Source organism: Paenibacillus sp. HGF5, from assembly GCF_000204455.1.
Taxonomy (GTDB): domain Bacteria; phylum Bacillota; class Bacilli; order Paenibacillales; family Paenibacillaceae; genus Paenibacillus_AQ; species Paenibacillus_AQ lautus_A.
In genome coordinates this window covers 1-21,498 of sequence record NZ_AEXS01000152.1, presented here as the reverse complement: position 1 = coordinate 21,498, position 21,498 = coordinate 1, and the positions used below count along the sequence as shown (strand labels likewise).

Here is a 21,498-nt window from a genome sequence, read left to right as displayed (position 1 = left end):
AGACCTTGACGGCTGGCTTGCAGCCTGTGAGAACGTCGAAAAACGAAAGAAGAATCAAAAACCGAGCCCAAATACCAGCCGTAAGGTGAAAGCAAGGAGGCGGGGCTAGGGATGGCTAGAACGTATGAAACGATATTTGCCTTGGGCGGACAAATTAGCCCGACGTTCAAAAAAACGTTCAAATCCGCCGGAGATGCAACAAGAGATGTAGAGCATGGTTTGGAATCGGTGAACCAAGAGGCGAAAGAAGCCCGAGGGATATTTGGTAAGCTGGGCAAGGTAACAGGTGATTTCGGAAAGGCTCTTTACCGTGTTACACAGTATTCAGGTGCTTTTGCACTTGTCCAAGGTGCGGCCGGATCTATCGGGGATCTAGCTAGTTCGATTACGGATTACCAAGACAGCATGAACCAACTTCAAGCCTCGACAGGAGCAAGCAAACAAGAGATGGCTGCTCTGTCTGGTTCGGTAAAGAATCTGTACAATCAAAACATCGGGGAAAACTGGAATGACTTGGCCGATGCGTTAAGTAAGGCGAAACAAGTCACGAAGGAAGAGGGCAAAGAGCTCGAAATGACTGCCCGAAATGCGATTGTTTTTCGGGATGTGTTCGGAGAAGATATTCCGGAGTCGGTCAAAGCCTCAGATACGATGGTTAAAAACTTCGGGATTACGAGCGATCAGGCTTTTAACCTGATGGCTCAAGGTGCTCAAAAGGGTTTAGATAAATCTGGCGAGCTGCTTGACTCTTCAAATGAATACGCACCGCACTTTGCATCGCTGGGATTTTCCGCCGATCAAATGTTTGATACCTTCAGCGCTGGACTTGAGTCCGGCGCTTTTAATTTGGATAAGGTCGGGGATGCGGTAAAAGAGTTTAATATCCGATCTAAGGATATGTCCAAAACTTCAGTCGAATCGTATCAGGCGCTTGGTTTAAATGCTGAAAAGATGTCCCAAACCTTTGCAAAAGGCGGCCCAGAGGCGCAAGCGGCTTTCAAACAGATTGTTAAATCTATTTCATCCATTGAAGATCCTGTGAAGAAGAACGCAGTGGGTGTTGGACTCTTTGGGACCCAATTCGAGGATCTTGAAAAAGATGTGGTTGCGGCCATGGGTACCGCCCGTAGTCAGTTTGACATGACCAAGGATACTATGGGCGAAATCACGGAAATTAAATATGATTCCGTGAAATATGCCTTTCGGGGAATCGGTCGTCAGCTCATGACGACGTTCATCATGCCAATTGGCGATAAAGTGCTTCCGTTGCTAAATGATTTTAGTAATTGGTTTCAAGGAGCGATGCCCGGCATTCAAAGCTTTTTCGGGAAAATCGGTGGATCTATCGATAAGGTTTTTGGAGGTATTGGAAAAACCATTGGCCCGATCTTCGAGAGCTTATTCAGCGGTGATATCGGCGGGGCTGGGTTCAACTACGCAAAAATGCTTGGAATGTCCGATGGTGATGCAGCGGCGATTGGCAAAGGCTTTTCAGGTGTCTTCTCCGAAATCATGTCCTTGAAAGATCAATTCCTTAAAGGCTGGGACAATGTCATACCTCATATCAAGAGCATTATGGATTCCGGGAAAAAGATTTTTCAACAATTCGCTCCAGTTGTGGCGAAGGTCGCTATCGGGGTATACCAGGCAGGTACGAAAATTGTTCGAGCCTTGTTACCCGTTGGTCAATATATCGGAGCCAAGCTTTGGCCGATAGCTTCCAAGGTGTTTGGATTCCTTGCTAATGATGTGGCTCCAGCTATCTCCCGTGCATTTTCTAGTATGGTGCCGGTCTTTACTTCGGTGGCCGGAAAAATCGGCCAAACGATTTCCGCTGTGTTTACGGTAGTTAAACCGATCATTGACGGATTGGTTGGTGCGTTTAACTTTGCCTTCCCTGTGATTAAAGCCGTCGTTGTCGGAGCCATCGATACAGTGTCTGGTGTGTTCAATGGCTTAATGACGACCCTTGGCGGGATCTTGGATTTTGTGAGCGGTGTATTTACCGGAGATTGGTCGCTTGCGTGGTCGGGTATTGTAGACACGTTTGGCGGAATATGGGCCGGGCTGAAAGCATTGGTCGCTGCACCGATCAATGCGGTTATACGCCTGGTGAACAAAGCAATAGAAGGTATCAATAATGTCAGCGTCGATATTCCGGATTGGCTAGGCGGCGGTACCCTTGGGTTTAACGTTGGCTTGATTCCGGAACTTGAAGGATTCGCCAAAGGCGGTATTGCAACCAAGCCTTCCATATTTGGCGAGGCTGGCCCCGAAATGGCGATTCCGCTGAACAACAAACCGCGTTCACATGCTTTGTTGGATAAGGCCAATCAGATTATGGGCGGACCTTCAGCAGCTGCGGGTTCCAGCCCGATCTACATTACGTATTCGCCTAAAAACTATTGGAGTGGAGACGTCTCGAAGGAGAAGGCCCAAGAGATTACACGTATTCAGCATGATGACTTCGAGCAGCGTATGAAGAAATACACGAAACAAAAGCAAAGGGTGAGTTTTGCATGACGACGTACACAACCATACAGGGGGATACCTGGGACAGCATTTCCTTCAAGGTTTATGGTGAGGAAGAGCATGTCACCTATCTCATGCAAGCTAATCCGGAGTATATGCGTACAACCGTGTTTTCAGGTGGAATCACATTGATGATTCCACCTTACCCGGTTGGGCAATCCAGCAGTTTGCCACCGTGGAAAAGGGAGGGATAAAGCAGGGATGAAAACCATCGAGGCTAGACGTGCCGAGCTTATTTTGTCGTATAACGGATTTGATCTTTCCTTAGATGTCGCTAAGGACTTGCTTGATTTCACGTACACGGATGCCCCTCCAGGGGAGCTGGATGACCTTCAGATTAATTTGCAGGATCGAAACAATCTTTGGCAAAGTCCGGATTGGATGCCCTTACCTGGTGACAGTTTAAAGGCTGAAATCCGCACGCATCATTGGGAAAAAGAAGGGGAGGTAAAAAAGCTGCCGCTTGGTGATTTTGAGGTTGATTCATTTCAATTAACCGGCGCGCCGGACACGGTATCCATTAAAGGAGTTAGCCTGGGCGTTGGTTCTAGTATTCGGCAGGAGAAGCGTACAAAAGCATGGGAAAAAGCCACGCTAAAAACGATTGCGGGGGAGATCGCCAAACGGGCAGGTCTGAAGCTGAGCTATAACGCCCCTGTAAATCCAACGTATGACAGGCTGGATCAAACGGAAGTTTCCGATCTGGCTTTTTTATTTGAACAAGCTAAAGCGGAAGGGCTGTCCGTCAAAATATCGGGCAAGCAACTCGTGCTTTTCGATGATTTTGAATTCGAAAAATTGCCGGTGGTGGCTACGTTCAAGCGTGGGAGAGATCGAATTCTATCCTATGATTTTAATTGGAGCTCGTCGTATGCATCATATGTCGCCTGCGAAATTAGTTATTCCAAGGCTAAATCGAAGAAGACAATTAAGGTTAAATATTCGCCGCCAGGCGCTCCCAAAATCGGTCCTGTTCTGAAAATTAACGAACAGGTAGACAGCGAAGCGGAGGCACTCCGAAAGGCAAGGAATGCGCTTCGCGAGAAGAACCGCGAAATGGGTGAAGCGAGTTTGAGTGTGGTTGGCGATATTCGTATCGCTGCCGGGGTGACGATCCAGGTCGAGGGCTATGGTACGTTTGACGGCAAATATTTAGTAGTGAATGTAAGCCACGGAATAGGAAGTTCAGGCTATGTCACGAATATGACGATACGGCCAGTATTGGGGTGGTAAGATGAGCGTCATTGAAAATCTAATCCGCATCGGAATGGTTTCCTCTGTCGATGTTAAAAAGCATACCGTTAGGGTGGTGTTTGAGGACAAAGATAATCTGGTTTCGGGCGATCTTCCTGTTATTGTCCCTTACAGCACCAAGGCGAAAGCGTACCGATTGCCGGAAGTATCAGAGAGCGCATTATGTGTTTTCCTTGGGAACGGCATACAGAATGGATTTTGCTTGGGTAGCTACTATACAGACGAGGACGTGCCTCCTGTCTCAAACAAAGATCAGGTTGGTACCTGGTTTGAGGATGGAAGTTATGTCTTCTATGACCAGGCTTCAGGCAGTTTACACGTTAAAGCTGCCGGTAATGTTCGGATCGAAGGAGATCTAACGGTGACGGGCTCCATAACATCAGAATCGCTCAAGACGAAATCCATTGCAACCGACTCGATCACAAGGGCAGGTGAAGCGCTGTGAACAAAATCGGATACTTGGGAGACGTCGTTTTCGTCGTCTCAGAAAAAACGATACGTACATTCAACGAATTCACGCGAAGCAGCTCGTCACGTTGGGCAAAGCATGAGGTGCTTGGCAAGAAACCAATATCACAGTGGATTGGGCCTGGCTTGGATACGGTATCCTTCACGATGCGTTTCGATGCGCGATATCGTATGAATCCACGTAAAGAATTAGATCGGTTGACAGCCTTGGATCGCAAAGGGAAGGCATTACCTTTAGTCATTGGAGGAAAGGGAGTCGGCGTTGGGCTATTTGTGATTACGTCATTGGAACAAACGTGGTCGAATATTGATCACCTCGGAAACATCTTGGCCGCAACGGTGAATATCTCATTGGAGGAATACGTGAAATGAGCGAATACATCGTAGATATGACAAGGCCAGCGAAAATGAACTTCCGTCCGGCCACCTTGGCCGAAGAACTCACGCAAAACATCCGGACGATTCTGACAACACCGTACGGATCAGCGCCGTTTGCCCGATCTATCGGTTTGGATTATGAAATCGTCGATGAGCCATTGCCAATCCTGAAGGCAAGATTGAGCGGTGTAATCACGATGGCCATTATGGAACAAGAGCCCAGGGCTGAAATTACAGAGATCCAATTTCACATGAATGAACAAGACAAGATGAATGGTCGTTTGCTGCCCATTATCAAGTTTAGAATTGCCGAAGGAGGGGATTCCGGGTGAGCGAGATCAAGTTCATTGACGATGACCCACAGGTAACCATCGATAACATATTCAAGATGCACGAGGCGATAACTGGCCGTCAGCTGTACCCAGCTGATCCGGAACGCCTTTTTATTTTGTCGCTATGTGAGATCATTGTTCAGCAAAAAGTATTGATCAATGAGGCGGCCAAGCAAAGTCTTCTACGATATGCAACTGGGGAAGTGTTAGAAGCAAAGGGCGAAATGTATGATACAGCTCGCCTGCAAGCAGAGCCAGCCAGGACAACAGTTCAGTTTCAGTTATCTATGCCGTTAACATCGGCGGTTATCATACCAGCAGGAACGAGAGTTGGTCCACAAGGCGGTGGAGGGGAGCTGTTCTTCATTACCGTTAACGTCCTGGAGATTAAGCCTGGAGAGGTATCCGGAAAAGTACCTGCCGAGTGTTCGATTCCTGGAATAGATGGAAATGGGTTTTTACCGGGACAATTGACGGAATTGATCGACCCTATTCCTTTTGTGCAAAGTGTAACGAATATTTCCGAAAGTTCTGGAGGCGCGGCCCTCGAATCTGATAACGCCTATCGTGAACGTATTCGAACAGCTCCGGAATCGTTCAGCGTAGCCGGACCGGATGGCGCATACGAGTATTGGGCTAAGACGGCGAGTTCGGCCATAATTGATGTTGGCGTTGAATCCCCTTCACCAGTGGAAGTTGTATTGATTCCTTTGTTGGTTGGCGGCGAGCTGCCGACTCAGGATGTCATGGACGCGGTATCTGCTGTTGTGAGCGACCGCAAGGTAAGGCCATTAACGGACCGTGTGACTGTACAACCCCCAGAGCCAGTGGATTACAATATCAAACTGACCTATTGGATCAGCAGGGAAAAGGCAGCAGATTCCACATTGATTCAACGCAGCGTTGAAGATGCTATTACAGAATATCGTCTATGGCAAAAATCCAAGCTCGGGCGGGACATCAATCCCTCGGAGCTTATAAAGCGTGTTATGGCCGCTGGAGCACTGCGCGTTAGTGTTATGGAGCCTTCATTTATTGATTTAACCAGGCTTCAAGTTGCGAGAGAAATTCAAGTCACTTTTGATTTTGGGGGGCTTGCGGATGATTGAGATCTCGAATGTTAGTATGCTCGATCTCTTGCCCCCGAATCTTCGAAGAGACCCAGCGCTTAAGGCAGCTGCGAAATCACTTGATGGTGAGCTCAAAAGCATTACAACGGCGATATCGAAGCTCTCACGATATGACCGGCTAGATGAATTGACGGATGTCGAGGCTGATGAGCTGGCTTGGGAGCTGCATGTTGATTTTTATGATACAAGCCTTCCGATTGGTCAAAAACGAGAGCTCGTAAAAAATGCAATTCGATTTCACAGACGGAAAGGCACTCCGGCAGCGGTGGAGGAATTGGTGGCCATCCTTTTTGGCGAGGGCAAAGTGGAGGAATGGTTCGAGTATGGGGGAGAACGGGGATACTTTCAGGTCATTACAAATAACCCCGAAGTGACACAGGAGAAGGCCCAGGAATTTTATAGGGCGGTCGAATCAGTGAAGAGGTTAAGCGCTCATCTGGAGCGAGTTATTCTGTCACAATCGGAACCTATGAATCTCTATTTTGCTGGAGTCCTCCGGATGGGTGAGAAAATGACAGTAAGGATGGTGTGAAATGGGCGCTTTTGGTGGACTTATTCAGACAAACAAAGGCCGTAATTTGCAAGCAAAGGCTGAAACCGGAGTGGAGCTTAGATTTACTAGGATGGGTGTGGGAGATGGACAGCTTGCAGGCCAGTCAATACCCTCCCTGACCCGGTTGATTAGTGAAAAGAAGTCTCTCCCGATCACCAGGTTAAAGACTCAGCTACCAGCACAAGCAATTGTCGGGGCGGTTCTATCTAACCAGGATGTAACCACGGGATTTTATTTTAGGGAGATCGGGATTTTTGCCCAAGATCCAGACGATGGAGAAATTCTGTATGCTTATGGCAACTCCGGCAGCGGTGCAGAATATATTCCCCCTGCTGGAACAGCGGATATCATCGAAAAGACAATCGACATGATCGTCACGTTTGGTCAGGCGCAGAATGTATCGGCTGTGATAAACAGTTCACTGATCTTTGCCACTCCAGATGATGTAGCTGAGGCTCTTTCGGAGTCAAAAAAATATACGGATCAAAAGGTTGTAGCAGCCGAAACACCATCAGGCCAAGCAACGGGTACCGTGGTTAATGAAAACACAGTATACACAGCCGCGTTATCACCAGCGCTCACAACGTTGAAGGCATTCCAAAGGGTTGTTATTAAGGTGAATGTTGCAAGCACTGGAGCGCCTACTCTCAATCCTGATGGCTTAGGTGCAAAGTCTGTTTTGAAAGCGAGCGGAAATGCTGCCAGCTTCAAAGCGAACGGCGTTTATACGTTGGTTTATGACGGAACGGCTTTTATCTTACAGGGTGAAGGGGGGGAGGTAGGAACAGCGACGGCTCCAGACGTGTTAGCAGGTAAGACGTTTCCAGGGGAAGACGGTTTGATTACGGGCACCATGCCGCAAAGAGGTAACCAATTTAAATCAGGGTTATGGTCGAACCCAGATGGAGATGCCTATGTTGATACCTACGTTAATATTGACGGTGGTTATTACCCACCAGGAACTCAGGTGACAATTCAAGCATACGATCCTAACCTTGTATCAAACAACATCAGGGCAGGTGCAAAAGTACTGGGTGTACCAGGTAAGTCCACCGTTGTTGATACGGCGGATGCAGTATTAGACCCTCAGTATCTGCTTGTTGGTCAATCAGGTTATGACGATGGGGTTAAAAAAGCTGGTCAGATGCCAAACCGGAGTGCGGAAAACCATCATATGCCAGGACTTGCAAAAACGGTATGGCCTGGAGATATGTTCTTCATAAAACCTCCACGGGGTTTCTATGACGGTGAATCCTGGGTTACGGCAGCTGAACCACAGCTCATCGCATCTAACATACGTAACGGGGCGAATATCGGCGGGATTATCGGGACCCTGATTGAAGGTAAGCCAACCATACAGGGAACGATTAATATGGGTACCTCATCAACTCATATGGTCATACCCGTTAGTTTTGAACCCATAGCTTGTGTTGTTTGGCAGCAGGACGGAACCGGAGCTACTGGTCATGCTAAATTGTTAGGAATGATTCGTAATGCCTCGAATGGATTCCAAACGGATGGCCCCCTTATAAGGTTCATGTTTAGTTCGGCTGATATGGATTATACAAGTACCTGGTATATTCCAAGCCAAGGTACGCTAACGTTAAGAGCTTTCAGCACATGGCACTATGGGACCGGGTCCTGGAATTATATCATTTACGCGAGATAGGAGGTCCAGCACACATGATCAAGGAAATCGGACAAAAAATATTTTATGAAATCGATACAGGAAATATTTTGGTATCTCATCCCTCAGTACGAGGTGATGAGGCTTATGTAAAAGAGCGGCCTCTAGCTGAAATTATTGATCTCTATCCTGTACTAAGGGATAGAGATCAGGCTTCATTTGATGTGATTGAATTAAATTATGGCGAGTTGGATGAGGACTTTGCTCAATCTAGTGAACAGTGGGTTGATCCGGAAACAAAGCAATTAAAATTCGCCTACCGTGATCCGAACGCTCCCGAAGAACCACCAGTATTCCGTAAGCCATTAACGGAAGAGGTTGAGGCTTTGAAGCAAGAAAACACCTTGCTGAAAGCCCAAAATACAGCACTCTCTGAAAGAGCTGACTTCATTGAAGATGTTGTCGCAGAAATGGCGATGCAGGTTTATCAGTGATACGCCGGTTCCTTTACTGGATACTCTGGAAAGGAGGTGGGGGAGATATGATGGCGATGTTTTTTGCTCAGCGTGTGATCTTGAACAAAACCAAGTTTACTGAGGTGCCGACCAGCTTGCAGCCGGGTCTACGCGATATCTTGGTTGATAGCGGACTGGAATTCCTGATCGAAGAATAATTTACATCAGAAACGCCGCAAGGCGTATTTTTTATGCCCCTGGGTGGTCCGGGGGCTCTTTTTAATAGAGAGACAAAGACAGGAGGAAGGGTCGAATGGGGGAATGGTCTTCAATAATTAAAACCATATCCACAGCTTTGGGGGCACTGGCCGGGTATATGTTTGGAGGTTGGAACATGTTAATGAACTTGCTTCTATGGCTTGTCGTCCTCGATTGGTTAACCGGTTGGGCGGCCGCATGGATAAAGGGAGAGCTCAAAAGCAGAAAGGGATATCATGGAATTGCACGTAAGGTTGCGATTTTCGGGCTTGTTGTTATCTCACATTTCATCGATGTCATTTTAGGAGGGCAACAGTATTTTCAAAATGCTGTGGTCTTTTTTTATTTGGCGAATGAGTTGTTATCGATAATCGAAAATGTGGGTCGCATGGGTGTGCCGGTTCCAAAGATATTCAGAAAGGCAATTGAGGAATTTAATGAAATAAGTGGGGAGAAGGATGATGGTAATGAAAATGGTCGATCTTCGGGGGAAACTCCCGATTCACAAGACAAAGCGGTATAGTACCCGGAAACTGACGGACATTCGTTCGATTGCCATCCATCATTCGCTGACCTTCACGGGGTCACCTGAAGCCTTCGCGACTTATCACGTAAACACTAACGGTTGGCCGGGCATCGCCTATCCTTTTGTGGTCCAGCGTGACGGCACGGTGTACAAGTGTTGGGACCCTGAAAAGGTCACCTATCACGTAGGAAACAGCAACAAGCACGCCCTTGGAATTTGCATGGTCGGAGACTTCCGGACACAGCAGCCGACGCCAGAGCAGTACCAGGCGACGCTTGAACTGGTCCGTCAGCTCCGGAAGGTCATTCCTTCCGCTCAGCAGATCAAAGGGCACATCGAATACCCAGGGTACAGCTGGAAGGCATGCCCCGTCATTGACATGGATAAGTTCCGGGATGATGTGGACGGTAAAACAATCGAAAGGGATGATAGCATGAATGCATCTGAAAAAGCTGCATTTGAGGCATTGGTACGGAAAGTTGCCAGTTTAGAGAACAGTAAAAACGTTCTGAAGAAAGGGTTGCAAGAACAAGGCTCTACCATCAAAAAACAATCGGCCCGCATAGCAGAGCTTGAAAAACTGCACTTCATGGAGGCTCCTTCATGGGCTGAATCAGCAGTTAATGAAGCTATGGCAGCTGGCTTGATCAGCTCGCCAAGTGGGGGAAGTTATGACTTTTATCGATTGCTGACGGTCCTTCAGCGCGGCGGGATGATCATTAAGAGAGGGGATGTTTAAAATGAAAAACGAAGTATTAACATCAGTTTTGATCTTTGCTACGACATTATCCGTTATTGTATTGGCTTTAGTGCAGTTTGTTAAGAAAACAATCAATATGCCTTCCAATGTTGTACCATGGATTGGCTTAGGTATTGGCGTTTTAGTAGGCGCTGCTGCCTACCCATTTACTGATCTCGACCTGACTTTACGCCTTTGGGCTGGTGGTTTTGCCGGATTATCTGCAACCGGCTTTTTTGAATTAGTTTTCAGTGATCGAAAAGGGACTACGAAAAATAACGATTCCACCAATAAAACGAATTTTCTTTAACTTTACAAATTGTTCCAAACAAAATATAATTACATCAAAACCGATAGCATCGGTAAAAAGAACCTCGTTGGCTTAGCTGACGGGGTTCTTTTTTTGTTTATAGGATGATATAATGCAAACAAATGTTCTTATATAGGAGGTTTTTGTAATGTCTCTTCCATCTTCACCATACGTGGATATCCTGGCTCAGACAGTAGCAGATGGTATGATTGAATGCGGATATTGGGATGACTGCACTAAAGAAAAAATATTATGGCTTGCGACTAGTTACGCTGATCTAGAAAAGTGGTACCTTTATGCCCTGAAATCTAAGGCTTCTAAAGGGGAGGTAATCAATATAACTATTTTTCCGGATAACCCTACTCAGGGACAAATAGCATACTTGGCTCATAACGGAACAACTTATAGGTATATGTATCGAGGGAGTGATTGGTCATTTGTTGAAGCAAGGCCCTCCAATCTCTTTTAAGATTGAAATTCCCAAACGCTTGGGAATATGAAAAAACCTTGCTCCGTGGCAAGGTCAATAATGTCATGGCTGATTTAATTTCGTTGATTCTGAATCGCACGGATCAACTTCTCGTTCCTTTTGTCTGCTTTATAATTGTTTACTACAAGGATTGCATGAATGACTCCTGGAACATAAGCGCACAGGGTAAGGATGATGTTTAAGAGAAATTGTCCAGGCTTACCACAGGATAAGATAGCAAGCGGAGGGATGAGGCAAAGAAGATAACGCATAGTGATTTTCTCCTTTATTGAATGTTTGTACTTAGTCTAACAGAACTAGGTAAATATTTCTACATAAGTCAATATTAAAAGGTATTTAATGCAAGTAAATTCCATATTTTACAGATTGACGTTCAGGAAAATTTAACCGATATTTGAATTATACAGGAAGGAGTTGTTAATGTGCTGCACAAAACTTAACTAGGACTTAAGTTTTGTCGGATGGGAAGAGCATTATGTATGCTCCTTTTCGCCCGAGTCTTCGTATACCCAATGTACTAATTCATCCATGTAACACCCGAAAAAATCAGCGGTCATCTTCATTTTAATGACTGATAGATTTGCACTACCTTTAATGACCTGGGATATATGAGACTCTGATACCTTAAGGTATTTCGCAAGGTCAACTTGCTTCTTGTTAGTCCTTGCGAACCATTCAGGCAGGCGACTCTTCCCGATCCGGGGAGTCAATTTATCACCTTCTCTGACGTGATTAGTGTAAGTCAGAGGTAGATTGTACCATGCAGGAGTGCGGCAGTAAACAACATGAAAAGTCATATCAGAGGGGGAAAGGGTATGTTAGTAAAATGGCTGGAACCTGTTATTGAATCTGAGTGCGAAGAAATAAACGATCAATTGCTTCATAATGAGAATGGTGAGGTTTATTCATCTGTTATTACAATAATAAAGAAAAATGTGAATTTGGATGAGAATGAATCGTACGAGTTGGAGAATTGCTTTTTGGTGGCTATAAGGAATGCTGTTGAAGTCTCTTATAGAAAAGGGCTAATCGATGGCATCTCAATATATAGGAAATGATCAACAGGCTCAGCAGTATGGCTTGTTGATCATTTCAGCTTGATATATAATTGCATAGATTAAAATACAACTGTGTTTATAAGGAGTCGTGATATATATGCCACTCTCTTGTGGTATCGTCGGTTTGCCGAACGTCGGCAAATCTACATTGTTTAATGCGATTACGCAAGCGGGCGCCGAGTCGGCCAACTACCCGTTCTGTACGATTGATCCTAACGTCGGCGTCGTGGAAGTGCCGGATGAGCGCCTTGACAAATTGACGGAACTGGTTCAGCCGAACAAGACGGTGCCGACCGCTTTCGAATTCGTCGACATCGCCGGCCTGGTTCGCGGCGCGAGCAAAGGGGAAGGTCTTGGGAACAAGTTTCTGGCCCATATTCGGGAAGTGGATGCAATCGTTCATGTAGTCCGCTGCTTTGAAGACGAGAACATTACCCACGTTGACGGTAAAGTGAACCCGGTCAGCGACATCCAGACGATCAATCTGGAGCTGATCCTTGCGGATCTCGACAGCGTCGAGAAGCGGATCGACCGTGCGAAGAAGAACATGAAGGGCGGCAACAAGCAGTATGCTCAGGAAGTGGAGCTGCTGGAACGCCTGAAAGAAGCCCTATACAACGATCAGCCCGCACGCAGCGTGGAGCTGAGCGACGATGAGAAATTGATCGTGCGCGATTTGCACCTGCTGACGCTGAAGCCGGTATTATACGCGGCGAACCTGAGCGAAGACGGCGTTGCGGAAGCCGACAGCAATCCATACGTGCAGCAGGTTCGCGATTTCGCGGCCGCGGAGAACGCGATCGTGGTGCCGATCAGCGCGAAGGTTGAGGCTGAGATCGCCGAGCTAGAAGGCGAGGACAAAGCGATGTTCCTTGAGGAGCTGGGACTGGAAGAGTCCGGTTTGAACCGTCTGATCAAGGCGGCATACAGTCTTTTGGGATTGTATACCTACTTTACGGCCGGCGTGCAGGAAGTGCGTGCCTGGACGATCCGCAAGGGAACCAAAGCGCCGCAAGCGGCCGGCGTCATCCATACCGACTTCGAACGCGGCTTCATTCGTGCGGAAGTCGTCGCATACGATGACCTGGTTGCCGCTGGCTCGATGAACGGCGCGAAAGAGCGCGGACAGCTTCGTCTGGAGGGCAAAGAGTACGTCGTGAACGACGGCGACGTTATGCACTTCCGTTTTAACGTGTAATCGATGAAGGTTTCAAAGGCCATGGCTCCATGTCGCTTTGTGCATGGGACCGTGGTTTTTTTGAAGCGATCGGAAAGGCGAGAACCCTTTCTTCGGTCAAATGCCTGCTAGTCAAACGTGTCGTTTCATGGTAAAATAAAAAGTCGTTTACACTTCATGAGTCATACGAAACGGAGTGCGAAATGGCATATCTTCAGGAATATATCTTAGAGAGGTGAATTCCTTTGTTGGACCGATTACAATCCCTTGCGGACCGTTATGAGAAGTTGAGCGAGCTGTTGTGCGATCCCGATGTCGCTAATGACTCCAAGAAGCTCAGGGATTATTCCAAAGAACAATCCGATTTACAGCCTGCTTATGAGGCTTATGTTGAATATAAAAACGTCATTGAAGAACTCGAAGCTGCCAAAACCATGCAGGGCGAAAAGATGGACGACGAGATGCGCGAAATGGTGAAAATGGAGATCGAGGAGCTCACCCAGCGCGAGCAAGAGCTGGCCGAAAGAATTCGGATTCTGCTGCTGCCGAAGGACCCGAACGACGATAAAAACGTCATTATCGAGATTCGCGGCGCAGCCGGGGGCGACGAGGCGGCACTGTTCGCTTCCGACCTGTACCGGATGTATACCCGTTATGCCGATACCCAGGGCTGGAAAGTTGAACTGATGGACGTCAACACCAACGATCTGGGCGGGTTCAAGGAAGTGATCTTCATGATCAACGGCCGCGGCGCTTACAGCAAAATGAAATTCGAGAGCGGGGCGCACCGCGTACAGCGTATTCCGACCACGGAATCCGGCGGCCGCATCCATACCTCCACCTCCACCGTGGCGGTTATGCCGGAGGCGGAAGAAGTGGACATCGAAATCCATGACAAGGATATTCGCGTGGACACCTTCTGCTCCAGTGGCGCAGGCGGTCAGTCCGTTAACACCACCAAGTCGGCGGTGCGCGTAACGCATATTCCGACCGGCATCGTGGCTACATGCCAGGACGGCAAATCGCAGAACTCCAACAAGGAGAAGGCGCTGCAGGTGCTTCGCGCCCGTATCTTCGATATGATGCGTCAAGAGGAAGAAGCGAAGTACGCCGGGGAGCGCAAGAGCAAAGTCGGCACCGGTGACCGCAGCGAGCGGATCCGGACGTACAACTTCCCGCAAAGCCGCGTGACCGATCATCGGATCGGACTTACCGTTCACAAGCTGGATCAAGTGATGAACGGGGAGATTGAAGAGATCGTTTCGGCGCTGACCCTGGCGGAGCAGGCTGAAATGATGGAAAAAGGAGTATAACGCTTTGAAGCGGACGATATTTGAATTGACGCCGAAGCGCAGCATCAGGGAAGCCTTTGTGGAGGCTTCTTCTTTTTTAGACCGCATGCGGGTGATGGAGCCGCAGCGGAATGCGCAGCTGCTGCTGGAGCATGTGCTCGGACTGTCGGGAACCTCATATTACATGGCGCTCACGGATCCGTTTCCTGAGGGCCGCCGCCTCGCTTTGGAAGAAGCAATCACTCGCAAAGCGGAGGGTGTTCCGGCGCAGTACATTATCGGCGAACAGGAGTTTTACGGCCGGCCGTTCGACGTCACGCCGGCGGTTCTTATTCCGCGCCCCGAAACGGAGCTGCTCGTGGAAGCGGTGCTGAAGTACGGACAGGAGCTTACCCCGCGACCGGATGGAGGGCTGAAGGTTGTCGACATCGGCACCGGCAGCGGGGCCATCGCCATCACGTTGGCTTTGCAGTCAAAGGGATGGGATGTGTTTGCGAGCGATATTTCGTCCGATGCGCTGGAGGTTGCCGCGCGGAACGCGAAGAAGCTGGGCGCCCGGGTTGAGTTCCGGCAGGGGAACCTGCTGGAGCCGTTCGCCGGCATGGGGCCGGACATCCTCGTCTCCAATCCGCCGTACATTCCGGCGGAGGATATCGAAGAGCTGCAGCCGGAAGTCCGGGACTATGAACCGCGTACGGCTCTGGATGGCGGGCCGGACGGATTGAATCCGTACCGGATCATGATGGCGCAGCTGTCCTTGCTGTCGGCGCCGCCGCGCCTGATCGCTTTTGAGCTGGGCATGGGCCAGGCCGGGGATGTAGCAGAGCTGCTGCGTAAGGCAGGACACTGGGAGGAAATCGTCACGGTACCCGATTTGGCGGGGATTGACCGGCATGTTCTGGGAATTTTCCGTTAATTGTATTCGGGGCCGATTTCTTTTAAAATATAGAGAACGGGCTGCAGAATGAACATGGGTTTGTTTGTCCAGATGGTTATTCTGCCTGAATGGGCACATCGGGGTTTACGGGCTCCGGGCACAGGGGGACCGAAAGCATGCTTCAGAAGTTGAAGAAGATTGATTTTGTCATTGTGTTTGTACTGCTGATGCTGATGGTCGTCAGCATCACGTCGATATATAGCGCCACGTTAGACACCGCCGGGTTCGAGGGTCACCATATTAAAATGGCGGTATTTTATATCCTCGGCTTCGCGGCTTTTTTCGGACTTAGTTTGATTGATTATCGAATATGGAATAAATATGCGCTGCACATCTATATCGGAGGGTTAATCACGCTTTTGCTGCCTTCCTTCATCGGTCAAACCAAAAATAATGCCACGGGCTGGATCAATCTCGGCATCGTGGATATTCAGCCTGCCGAATTATTTAAGCTGGTATTGATCATATTTATTACCTATGTCCTTATTCGCAAGGACAAATCGAGGCTCTCTTTCTGGCGGGATATTGTACCGATTGGTTTTCTGACGTTCATTCCGTTTGCCATCGTCATGGTTCAGAATGACTTGGGGAACGGACTCAGTTACATTGTCATACTGCTCGGGTTGTTATGGATCGGCAACGTGAAATTTTCGCACGCGCTGATCGGGCTGCTGCTGGTAGCAGGCATTGCCTTTGGCGGAGCACAGGCCTATATCCACTTTCATGATGAAATTAAAGAATCGAAACTCATGGAGAGCCGCGGTCATTGGATGGAACGGATCGATCCATGGCTGGTGCCCGAGAAAGCTACCGCGAAGGCAAGTTATCATACGAACAATGCGAAGCTGGCTATTGCTTCAGGCGGCATGAGCGGAGAGGGGTACTTGGAAGGCAGCTCCGTGCAATCTTCGCGCGTACCGTATACGTATTCGGATTCGATTTTTGTGCAAATTGCGGAGGAATACGGCTTTATCGGCTCTTCCGTGCTGCTGCTGTTATATTTCATACTCATTCACAGGATGATCCTGATTTCGCTGGAAAGCCGGGAAAAAGCGGGTCCGTTTCTGATCATTGGCATCGTGGCCATGCTGCTGTACCAAATCTTTGAGAACATCGGCATGTTTATCGGCTTGATGCCTTTGACGGGAATCACCTTGCCCTTCATCAGTTACGGCGGAACGTCGCTCATCATTAATATGGCGTGCCTCGGGGTTGCCATGAGCGTGAAGCTGTACGGGCAGGAAGTGGAGGAGGATATGCCGAATCCGCAAACATACCGTCCCGCGCCAACCAAACAGGCTTAATGCGGGTGATTAGAGTTTAGAATCAAAAGAGATGCTATCGAAAGCAGCATCTCTTTTGTTTTTTTCTCCGGTATTCAGGAAAGAGGATCGCGAATTGTGTTAGCGGTGAAAATCTTTTAGAATAATTCATTAGGGGCTTGCATCGCTGGATCCCTGAAAATCTTGACCGTAATGCCACCTTCAGATTTGGGTTTATGGAATGATGAATATCAACGACGATAAGGCCAAGGCAAACTTTCTTTTCGAATAATCGTTATATGCCTGTATAGGCAAACCGGGGGTTCGTGTCTCCGGGCACAGGGGGATCAAAGCATGCTTCAGAAATTCAAGAAGATGGATTACGTTATTGTTTTCGTACTGGTTTTGATGATGGGTATCAGCATTACGTCCATATACAGCACGACCGTCGACACCAAGTTCGAAGGCTCTCATATTCGCATGATTGCTTTTTACATTGTCGGCTTCATGGCTTTTTTCGGAATTAGCCTGCTGGATTACCGGTTATTGATTAAATATGCCAAATATATATACTTAGGCGGTTTAGCCGTGCTGGTCCTCGTGATGTTTATCGGTAAGGATATTAACGGCGCCCAAGGCTGGATTTACATTGGCAGTTTAAGTATACAGCCTGCTGAATTGTTCAAGCTGATCCTGATCATATTTCTTTCTTTTGTATTGGTGCGAAAAAACAAACCGCTGCTGTCCTTCTGGAAGGACGTCGTTCCGATCGGACTGTTGGCGTTCGTGCCTTTCGTGCTCGTCATGGCTCAGAATGACCTGGGTAACGCGCTTAGCTATGTCATCATTTTGCTGGGGCTGCTCTGGATCGGGAACGTCAAGTTCTCCCACGCGCTGATCGGGCTTGTGCTGGTGGCAGGAGTGGCCTTCGGCGGCGCCCAGGCTTACATTCATTATCATGATGAACTGCTGGAATCAAAAATACTGAAGCCGCACTGGGTGGAACGGATTGATCCGTGGCTGTATCCGGAGAAAGCGACCGCCAAGGCCAGCTATCATACAACGAATGCGAAGCTTGCCATCGCCTCCGGCGGGATGAGCGGCGAGGGTTACATGCAGGGGTCGTCGATCCAGTCGGGCCGGGTGCCTTATGCGTACTCCGACTCCATCTTCGTACAGATTGCCGAGGAGTTCGGTTTTATCGGTTCCTCCGTCCTGCTTCTGTTATATTTCATCCTGATCCATCGGCTGATCCTGATCTCCCTGGAATCCAGGGAGCGTGCGGGGCCGTTTCTAATCATAGGAATCGTGGCCATGTTTTTATATCAGATCTTCGAGAATATCGGGATGTTTATCGGCTTGATGCCGCTGACGGGGATTACGCTGCCCTTTATCAGTTACGGGGGAACGTCCCTTGTGATTAGTATGGCGAGTCTCGGGGTCGCCATGAGCGTCAAGCTGCATGGTCAGGAAGTGGAGGAAGATATGCCGGATCCGCATGCTTATCGCCCGGCGGCCGCTAAGCAGCAGGCTTAGATGATGGTCGGGTGGAACTTCGCCGCGGTCTGGGTGCAGTTATTATGAATATAACCAAAACCGAATCGTCATTTGTATGAGAAGATGCCGTTCCCATGGGGACGGCATCTTTTTTTTGTCAAAGTCGTGATGCGCCAATCTATGAATTTTTTTCGATTTGCTAGATTCCACGTTTATATCTTTTTCAGGCGGACATACTGATAGCATCATAGAGTTTCGTTCATAGAGAGGCGGTTGTCCGAGATGAAAAATTATAGTGAAACCCTCCGTATTATCGTAAAAAAAATGGTTGTGCTCTTATCCTGCATGTTTATGGTCATCATGGCTTGGGAGGGACAGCAGATCGATGCTTCCGTTGTCGGCGGTCCGATCCCTCAAGAATCGATACGGCTTCGCATTCTCGCGAATTCAGATAACCCGTCCGATCAGCTCGTCAAAAGAGAGATTCGTGACGCGGTCGTTGAGCAAATGCAGTTGTGGGTCCTGCAGCTGGAGAACCCGCAAAGCCTGGAAGACGCCAAGGCATTAACCCGGCAGCATCTTCCGGAAATCCGTCAGCTGGTGGGTGAAGAGCTGAGAAAAAGAGGAATCACTTACAATTACCATGTAGAGCTTGGCGTCGTGCCGTTCCCGACCAAATTGTACGGGGGCACGGTGTATCCGGCGGGCGATTACGATGCGCTGCGGATTACGTTAGGCGAAGGCCAAGGACAAAACTGGTGGTGCGTCCTGTTCCCGCCGCTTTGCTTCATCGACGGCGGCAGCGGGGATGCGGCAGCCCAGCCTGTAGAGACGGGGATCCAAACGGTGTCCGCCGATGCGGGTGACGCTTCTCCGGAGGAAGCGCCGAAGAAGGCAAGCGAAAGCGAGCCGGAGGTCCGTTTCTTCCTGTGGGATATGTTCCTGGGCCTCTGGAATTGGGTGGCAAGCTTGTTCTAGGATGATCCCGCGTATGGATTTCCAATACGGACAGGGTATGATAAACTTGGATGAAGAAGTACGTGTTCAAAAAGGTGGATTTTCAGCACCGAAGCTAATGCTTCCGATGTGCGTTTTTTCAAAACGCTTCAGTTGGATGAAGCTAGGGACGTGAGGAGTGGAGCGTACGTTTTGGGTACGTGAGCACCTAAGATGTTTCCGGAGGAAACATAACTTCGAAAGCATCTGCTTAGGCCCGGCTGAATTCAAGATTCGAAGCCGAGCTGCTTCTTGATTCGCTTCGTCTTAGATATAGGATTTATAAGTTATCAACGGAGTTGATGAAATTCTATATCGCAAGAAAACCTACCTATGCATCGCGGTCGCTCATCCTTGAAGTGGCTTCGATGAGGGGTTTTCTTATCAAAAGCGGAATTTTTGAACAACCTCTAGAAGAGTGCTTTCTCTTTGGCGCGACCGGTTTCCATGGGAACCGGCACGGGACTGAAGAACGAGAAGCGCTTTTTCTTTTGGAGTATAGGCAAAACGCGTTTGGATGTTTATATATTTCATATACAGAAAGCTTGGGATAGGTATGGAACAGAACGGGAATGACAAGGAACGCAATTTGCAGCGGGAACAAGGCTCCCGGAATGCTGCATCGAAACCAACCAAACTGTGGCATGTCTCGAGCTCCCTCTCCAAGGAGGGCCTCGGGTCGGAGAAGGAAGCGAAGCAGGCGCTGCACGAAGCAGGCCAGGTGCTTGCACAGGGCGGTACGGTGGCTTTTCCGACGGAAACGGTGTACGGACTTGGTGCTGACGCCGGCAATACGGAGGCGGTCGAGCGCATCTTCGCCGCCAAAGGTCGGCCGTCGGACAATCCATTGATCGTGCACATCTCGGAGCTGGCTCAGCTTGACGGCTTGGTCCAGCAGGTGAACGAGACGGAACGGGCGCTGATGGCGTCGTTCTGGCCCGGACCGCTGTCGCTGGTGCTGCCCGTGAAACCGGGCGCCGTATCGCCTCGCGTGACGGCCGGACTCGATACGGTTGCCGTGCGGATGCCGGATCACCGCGTGGCGCTGGCTCTGATCAGCGCCGCCGGTTGTCCGCTCGCCGCACCGAGCGCCAACCGTTCCGGCCGGCCAAGCCCGACGCTGGCAAGCCATGTGCTGGAGGATCTGCGGGGGCGATCGACGGCGTGCTCGACGGCGGCCCGGCCGGGGTGGGCGTCGAGTCGACGGTGGTGCAGGTCGGCGAAGACGGTGCCGTCACGGTGCTCCGCCCGGGCGGCGTCACGGCCGAGCAGCTTGCCGCGGTGGCGGCAAGCGTGCGTCAGGACCCGGCGCTGCAGCGCGCCGCCGGGGAGGCGGAGAGCCCGGCGCCGCGCTCGCCGGGCATGAAGTACACGCACTACGCACCGAAGGGTGCGATGTGCGTGGTGCAGGGCCCGCGTGCCGATACGGTGTCGGCACGCATCGCGGCCGAGCTCGAGGCGGCGGCCCGGCGCGGTGAGGTGACCGGCGTGCTGTCGTTCGACGAGCACATCGGTCACTACGCTGCGGACGTTGCCGTCTCGCTCGGCAGCCTGGCCGCGCCGGAGGAAGCGGCCCGCCGGCTGTACGCCGGCCTGCGCCGCTTCGACGAAGAAGGCGCGACCTTCATCCTGGCCGAAGCGTGCCCGGACCAGGGGCTTGGCGCAGCCGTCATGAACCGGCTGCTGAAGGCCGCGGGACATCACATCATCCACGTCCATGAAGATGCCGATTGAACGGTTTTAGCATGATTTCCCCCTTGTCCGCATATGGTGTACAAGACCATGGGACTTGGGGGAATGGGGATGTTGGAGGCGTCTGTCCAATCGGGACAGCTTGCGGCGATTCTGCTGATGGCGGTTGCACTCGGGCTAGACGCATTTTCGCTTGGTATCGGAGTCGGAATGAGAGGCGGCATGCGTTTAGGCCATATGCTGGGCATCAGCTTCATGATCGCGTTGTTTCACATGCTTATGCCGCTGGCCGGCTTGTTTGCCGGCCGCTATGTAGGCATGCTGCTGGGGCACGTCACAGGGTTTGCGGCAGGCGGGCTGCTCCTCCTGCTGGGCGGGCATATGCTGTATAATGCTTGGCGGGGCGGGGAAGGTCAGCGCATTCATCCTACCGCGTTCTTGGGCATGCTGTTGTTTTCGCTAAGCGTCAGCATCGATTCCTTCTCGGTAGGCGTTTCGCTCGGGATGTTCGTGGATGATGTGCTGCTGATCGTGA

Annotated in this window: 25 protein-coding genes and 1 pseudogene; 24 read left to right on the top strand and 2 right to left on the bottom strand. The window is 49.7% G+C overall.

Annotated elements, in window-relative coordinates:
• Nucleotides 1–111: 111 nt before the first annotated feature.
• From HMPREF9412_RS31825 to HMPREF9412_RS24420, 15 genes are all read left to right on the top strand, one after another.
• A complete protein-coding gene (locus HMPREF9412_RS31825) occupies nucleotides 112–2,523 on the top strand; it encodes a phage tail tape measure protein (protein WP_009594542.1) in 2,412 nt (803 codons plus the stop codon).
• Nucleotides 2,520–2,726, top strand: coding sequence for a tail protein X (locus tag HMPREF9412_RS24485; protein WP_009594499.1), 207 nt, complete (start codon nucleotides 2,520–2,522; stop codon nucleotides 2,724–2,726). Before HMPREF9412_RS31825 ends, HMPREF9412_RS24485 begins: the two co-directional genes overlap by 4 nt.
• A 7-nt stretch (nucleotides 2,727–2,733) precedes the next feature.
• Entirely contained in the window at nucleotides 2,734–3,765 is a 1,032-nt protein-coding gene (locus HMPREF9412_RS24480) for a phage late control D family protein (protein WP_009594510.1), read from the top strand.
• A 1-nt stretch (nucleotide 3,766) separates the two neighbouring features.
• Nucleotides 3,767–4,231: a phage baseplate assembly protein V gene (locus tag HMPREF9412_RS24475; protein ID WP_009594461.1), complete on the top strand. Its 465-nt coding sequence runs from the start codon at nucleotides 3,767–3,769 to the stop codon at nucleotides 4,229–4,231.
• Complete coding sequence (locus HMPREF9412_RS24470) at nucleotides 4,228–4,626, top strand: phage tail protein (protein ID WP_009594536.1); 399 nt, start codon at nucleotides 4,228–4,230, stop codon at nucleotides 4,624–4,626. Before HMPREF9412_RS24475 ends, HMPREF9412_RS24470 begins: the two co-directional genes overlap by 4 nt.
• Nucleotides 4,623–4,964, top strand: coding sequence for a lysozyme (locus HMPREF9412_RS24465; protein WP_009594497.1), 342 nt, complete (start codon nucleotides 4,623–4,625; stop codon nucleotides 4,962–4,964). The genes HMPREF9412_RS24470 and HMPREF9412_RS24465 overlap by 4 nt, the downstream gene beginning before the upstream one ends.
• Nucleotides 4,961–6,073, top strand: coding sequence for a baseplate assembly protein (locus HMPREF9412_RS24460; RefSeq protein WP_009594474.1), 1,113 nt, complete (start codon nucleotides 4,961–4,963; stop codon nucleotides 6,071–6,073). Before HMPREF9412_RS24465 ends, HMPREF9412_RS24460 begins: the two co-directional genes overlap by 4 nt.
• Nucleotides 6,066–6,626 carry a phage tail protein I gene (locus HMPREF9412_RS24455; RefSeq protein ID WP_009594482.1) on the top strand — a complete coding sequence of 187 codons (561 nt, stop codon included), beginning with the start codon at nucleotides 6,066–6,068 and terminating at the stop codon, nucleotides 6,624–6,626. Before HMPREF9412_RS24460 ends, HMPREF9412_RS24455 begins: the two co-directional genes overlap by 8 nt.
• Before the next feature lies 1 nt (nucleotide 6,627).
• On the top strand, nucleotides 6,628–8,316 hold the full coding sequence (locus HMPREF9412_RS33470) for a phage tail-collar fiber domain-containing protein (RefSeq protein ID WP_009594509.1): 1,689 nt from the start codon (nucleotides 6,628–6,630) through the stop codon (nucleotides 8,314–8,316).
• Nucleotides 8,317–8,330: 14 nt separating this feature from the next.
• Nucleotides 8,331–8,768, top strand: a complete 438-nt coding sequence (locus HMPREF9412_RS24440) for a hypothetical protein (RefSeq protein ID WP_009594549.1) — start codon at nucleotides 8,331–8,333, stop codon at nucleotides 8,766–8,768.
• Between the two features lie 47 nt (nucleotides 8,769–8,815).
• The gene (locus HMPREF9412_RS33610; protein ID WP_009594470.1) at nucleotides 8,816–8,947 is read left to right on the top strand and encodes a hypothetical protein; all 132 of its coding nucleotides are present in this window, start codon (nucleotides 8,816–8,818) and stop codon (nucleotides 8,945–8,947) included.
• A gap of 95 nt (nucleotides 8,948–9,042) precedes the next feature.
• Complete coding sequence (locus HMPREF9412_RS24435) at nucleotides 9,043–9,510, top strand: phage holin family protein (protein ID WP_009594467.1); 468 nt, start codon at nucleotides 9,043–9,045, stop codon at nucleotides 9,508–9,510.
• Nucleotides 9,455–10,252 (top strand): peptidoglycan recognition protein family protein, encoded by a 798-nt coding sequence (locus HMPREF9412_RS24430; protein WP_036673466.1) that lies wholly within the window; start codon nucleotides 9,455–9,457, stop codon nucleotides 10,250–10,252. The genes HMPREF9412_RS24435 and HMPREF9412_RS24430 overlap by 56 nt, the downstream gene beginning before the upstream one ends.
• 1 nt (nucleotide 10,253) lies before the next feature.
• A complete protein-coding gene (locus HMPREF9412_RS24425; protein ID WP_036673463.1) occupies nucleotides 10,254–10,562 on the top strand; it encodes a holin in 309 nt (102 codons plus the stop codon).
• A 148-nt stretch (nucleotides 10,563–10,710) separates the two neighbouring features.
• The gene (locus HMPREF9412_RS24420; protein ID WP_036673460.1) at nucleotides 10,711–11,031 is read left to right on the top strand and encodes a hypothetical protein; all 321 of its coding nucleotides are present in this window, start codon (nucleotides 10,711–10,713) and stop codon (nucleotides 11,029–11,031) included.
• 74 nt (nucleotides 11,032–11,105) lie between these two features.
• Here HMPREF9412_RS24420 and HMPREF9412_RS24415 read toward each other — a convergent pair whose 3' ends face one another.
• Both HMPREF9412_RS24415 and HMPREF9412_RS33725 read right to left on the bottom strand, forming a co-directional pair.
• Nucleotides 11,106–11,303, bottom strand: coding sequence for a YqaE/Pmp3 family membrane protein (locus HMPREF9412_RS24415; RefSeq protein ID WP_036673458.1), 198 nt, complete (start codon nucleotides 11,301–11,303; stop codon nucleotides 11,106–11,108).
• A gap of 222 nt (nucleotides 11,304–11,525) precedes the next feature.
• The gene (locus HMPREF9412_RS33725) at nucleotides 11,526–11,849 is read right to left on the bottom strand and encodes a helix-turn-helix domain-containing protein (protein ID WP_083829998.1); all 324 of its coding nucleotides are present in this window, start codon (nucleotides 11,847–11,849) and stop codon (nucleotides 11,526–11,528) included.
• 18 nt (nucleotides 11,850–11,867) lie between these two features.
• On the opposite strand from HMPREF9412_RS33725, the gene HMPREF9412_RS24405 reads away from it, so the two are divergent.
• The 9 genes and pseudogenes from HMPREF9412_RS24405 to HMPREF9412_RS24360 all read left to right on the top strand — a co-directional run.
• Entirely contained in the window at nucleotides 11,868–12,110 is a 243-nt protein-coding gene (locus HMPREF9412_RS24405) for a hypothetical protein (RefSeq protein ID WP_009594516.1), read from the top strand.
• Nucleotides 12,111–12,207: 97 nt separating this feature from the next.
• A complete protein-coding gene (ychF, locus tag HMPREF9412_RS24400; protein ID WP_009594506.1) occupies nucleotides 12,208–13,308 on the top strand; it encodes a redox-regulated ATPase YchF in 1,101 nt (366 codons plus the stop codon).
• A gap of 224 nt (nucleotides 13,309–13,532) precedes the next feature.
• Entirely contained in the window at nucleotides 13,533–14,600 is a 1,068-nt protein-coding gene (gene prfA / locus HMPREF9412_RS24395; protein WP_009594489.1) for a peptide chain release factor 1, read from the top strand.
• A 4-nt stretch (nucleotides 14,601–14,604) separates the two neighbouring features.
• The gene (gene prmC, locus HMPREF9412_RS24390) at nucleotides 14,605–15,495 is read left to right on the top strand and encodes a peptide chain release factor N(5)-glutamine methyltransferase (protein ID WP_009594472.1); all 891 of its coding nucleotides are present in this window, start codon (nucleotides 14,605–14,607) and stop codon (nucleotides 15,493–15,495) included.
• Between the two features lie 137 nt (nucleotides 15,496–15,632).
• On the top strand, nucleotides 15,633–16,820 hold the full coding sequence (locus HMPREF9412_RS24385; RefSeq protein WP_009594521.1) for an FtsW/RodA/SpoVE family cell cycle protein: 1,188 nt from the start codon (nucleotides 15,633–15,635) through the stop codon (nucleotides 16,818–16,820).
• A gap of 312 nt (nucleotides 16,821–17,132) precedes the next feature.
• A complete protein-coding gene (locus HMPREF9412_RS24380; protein ID WP_009594539.1) occupies nucleotides 17,133–18,314 on the top strand; it encodes an FtsW/RodA/SpoVE family cell cycle protein in 1,182 nt (393 codons plus the stop codon).
• 243 nt (nucleotides 18,315–18,557) lie between these two features.
• Nucleotides 18,558–19,253 (top strand): stage II sporulation protein R, encoded by a 696-nt coding sequence (gene spoIIR, locus HMPREF9412_RS24375; protein WP_009594552.1) that lies wholly within the window; start codon nucleotides 18,558–18,560, stop codon nucleotides 19,251–19,253.
• A 574-nt stretch (nucleotides 19,254–19,827) separates the two neighbouring features.
• Nucleotides 19,828–21,005, top strand: a pseudogene (locus HMPREF9412_RS24365) (L-threonylcarbamoyladenylate synthase).
• A 69-nt stretch (nucleotides 21,006–21,074) separates the two neighbouring features.
• A partial coding sequence (locus tag HMPREF9412_RS24360) for a manganese efflux pump MntP (protein WP_050802853.1) occupies nucleotides 21,075–21,498 on the top strand: 424 nt, incomplete at its 3' end.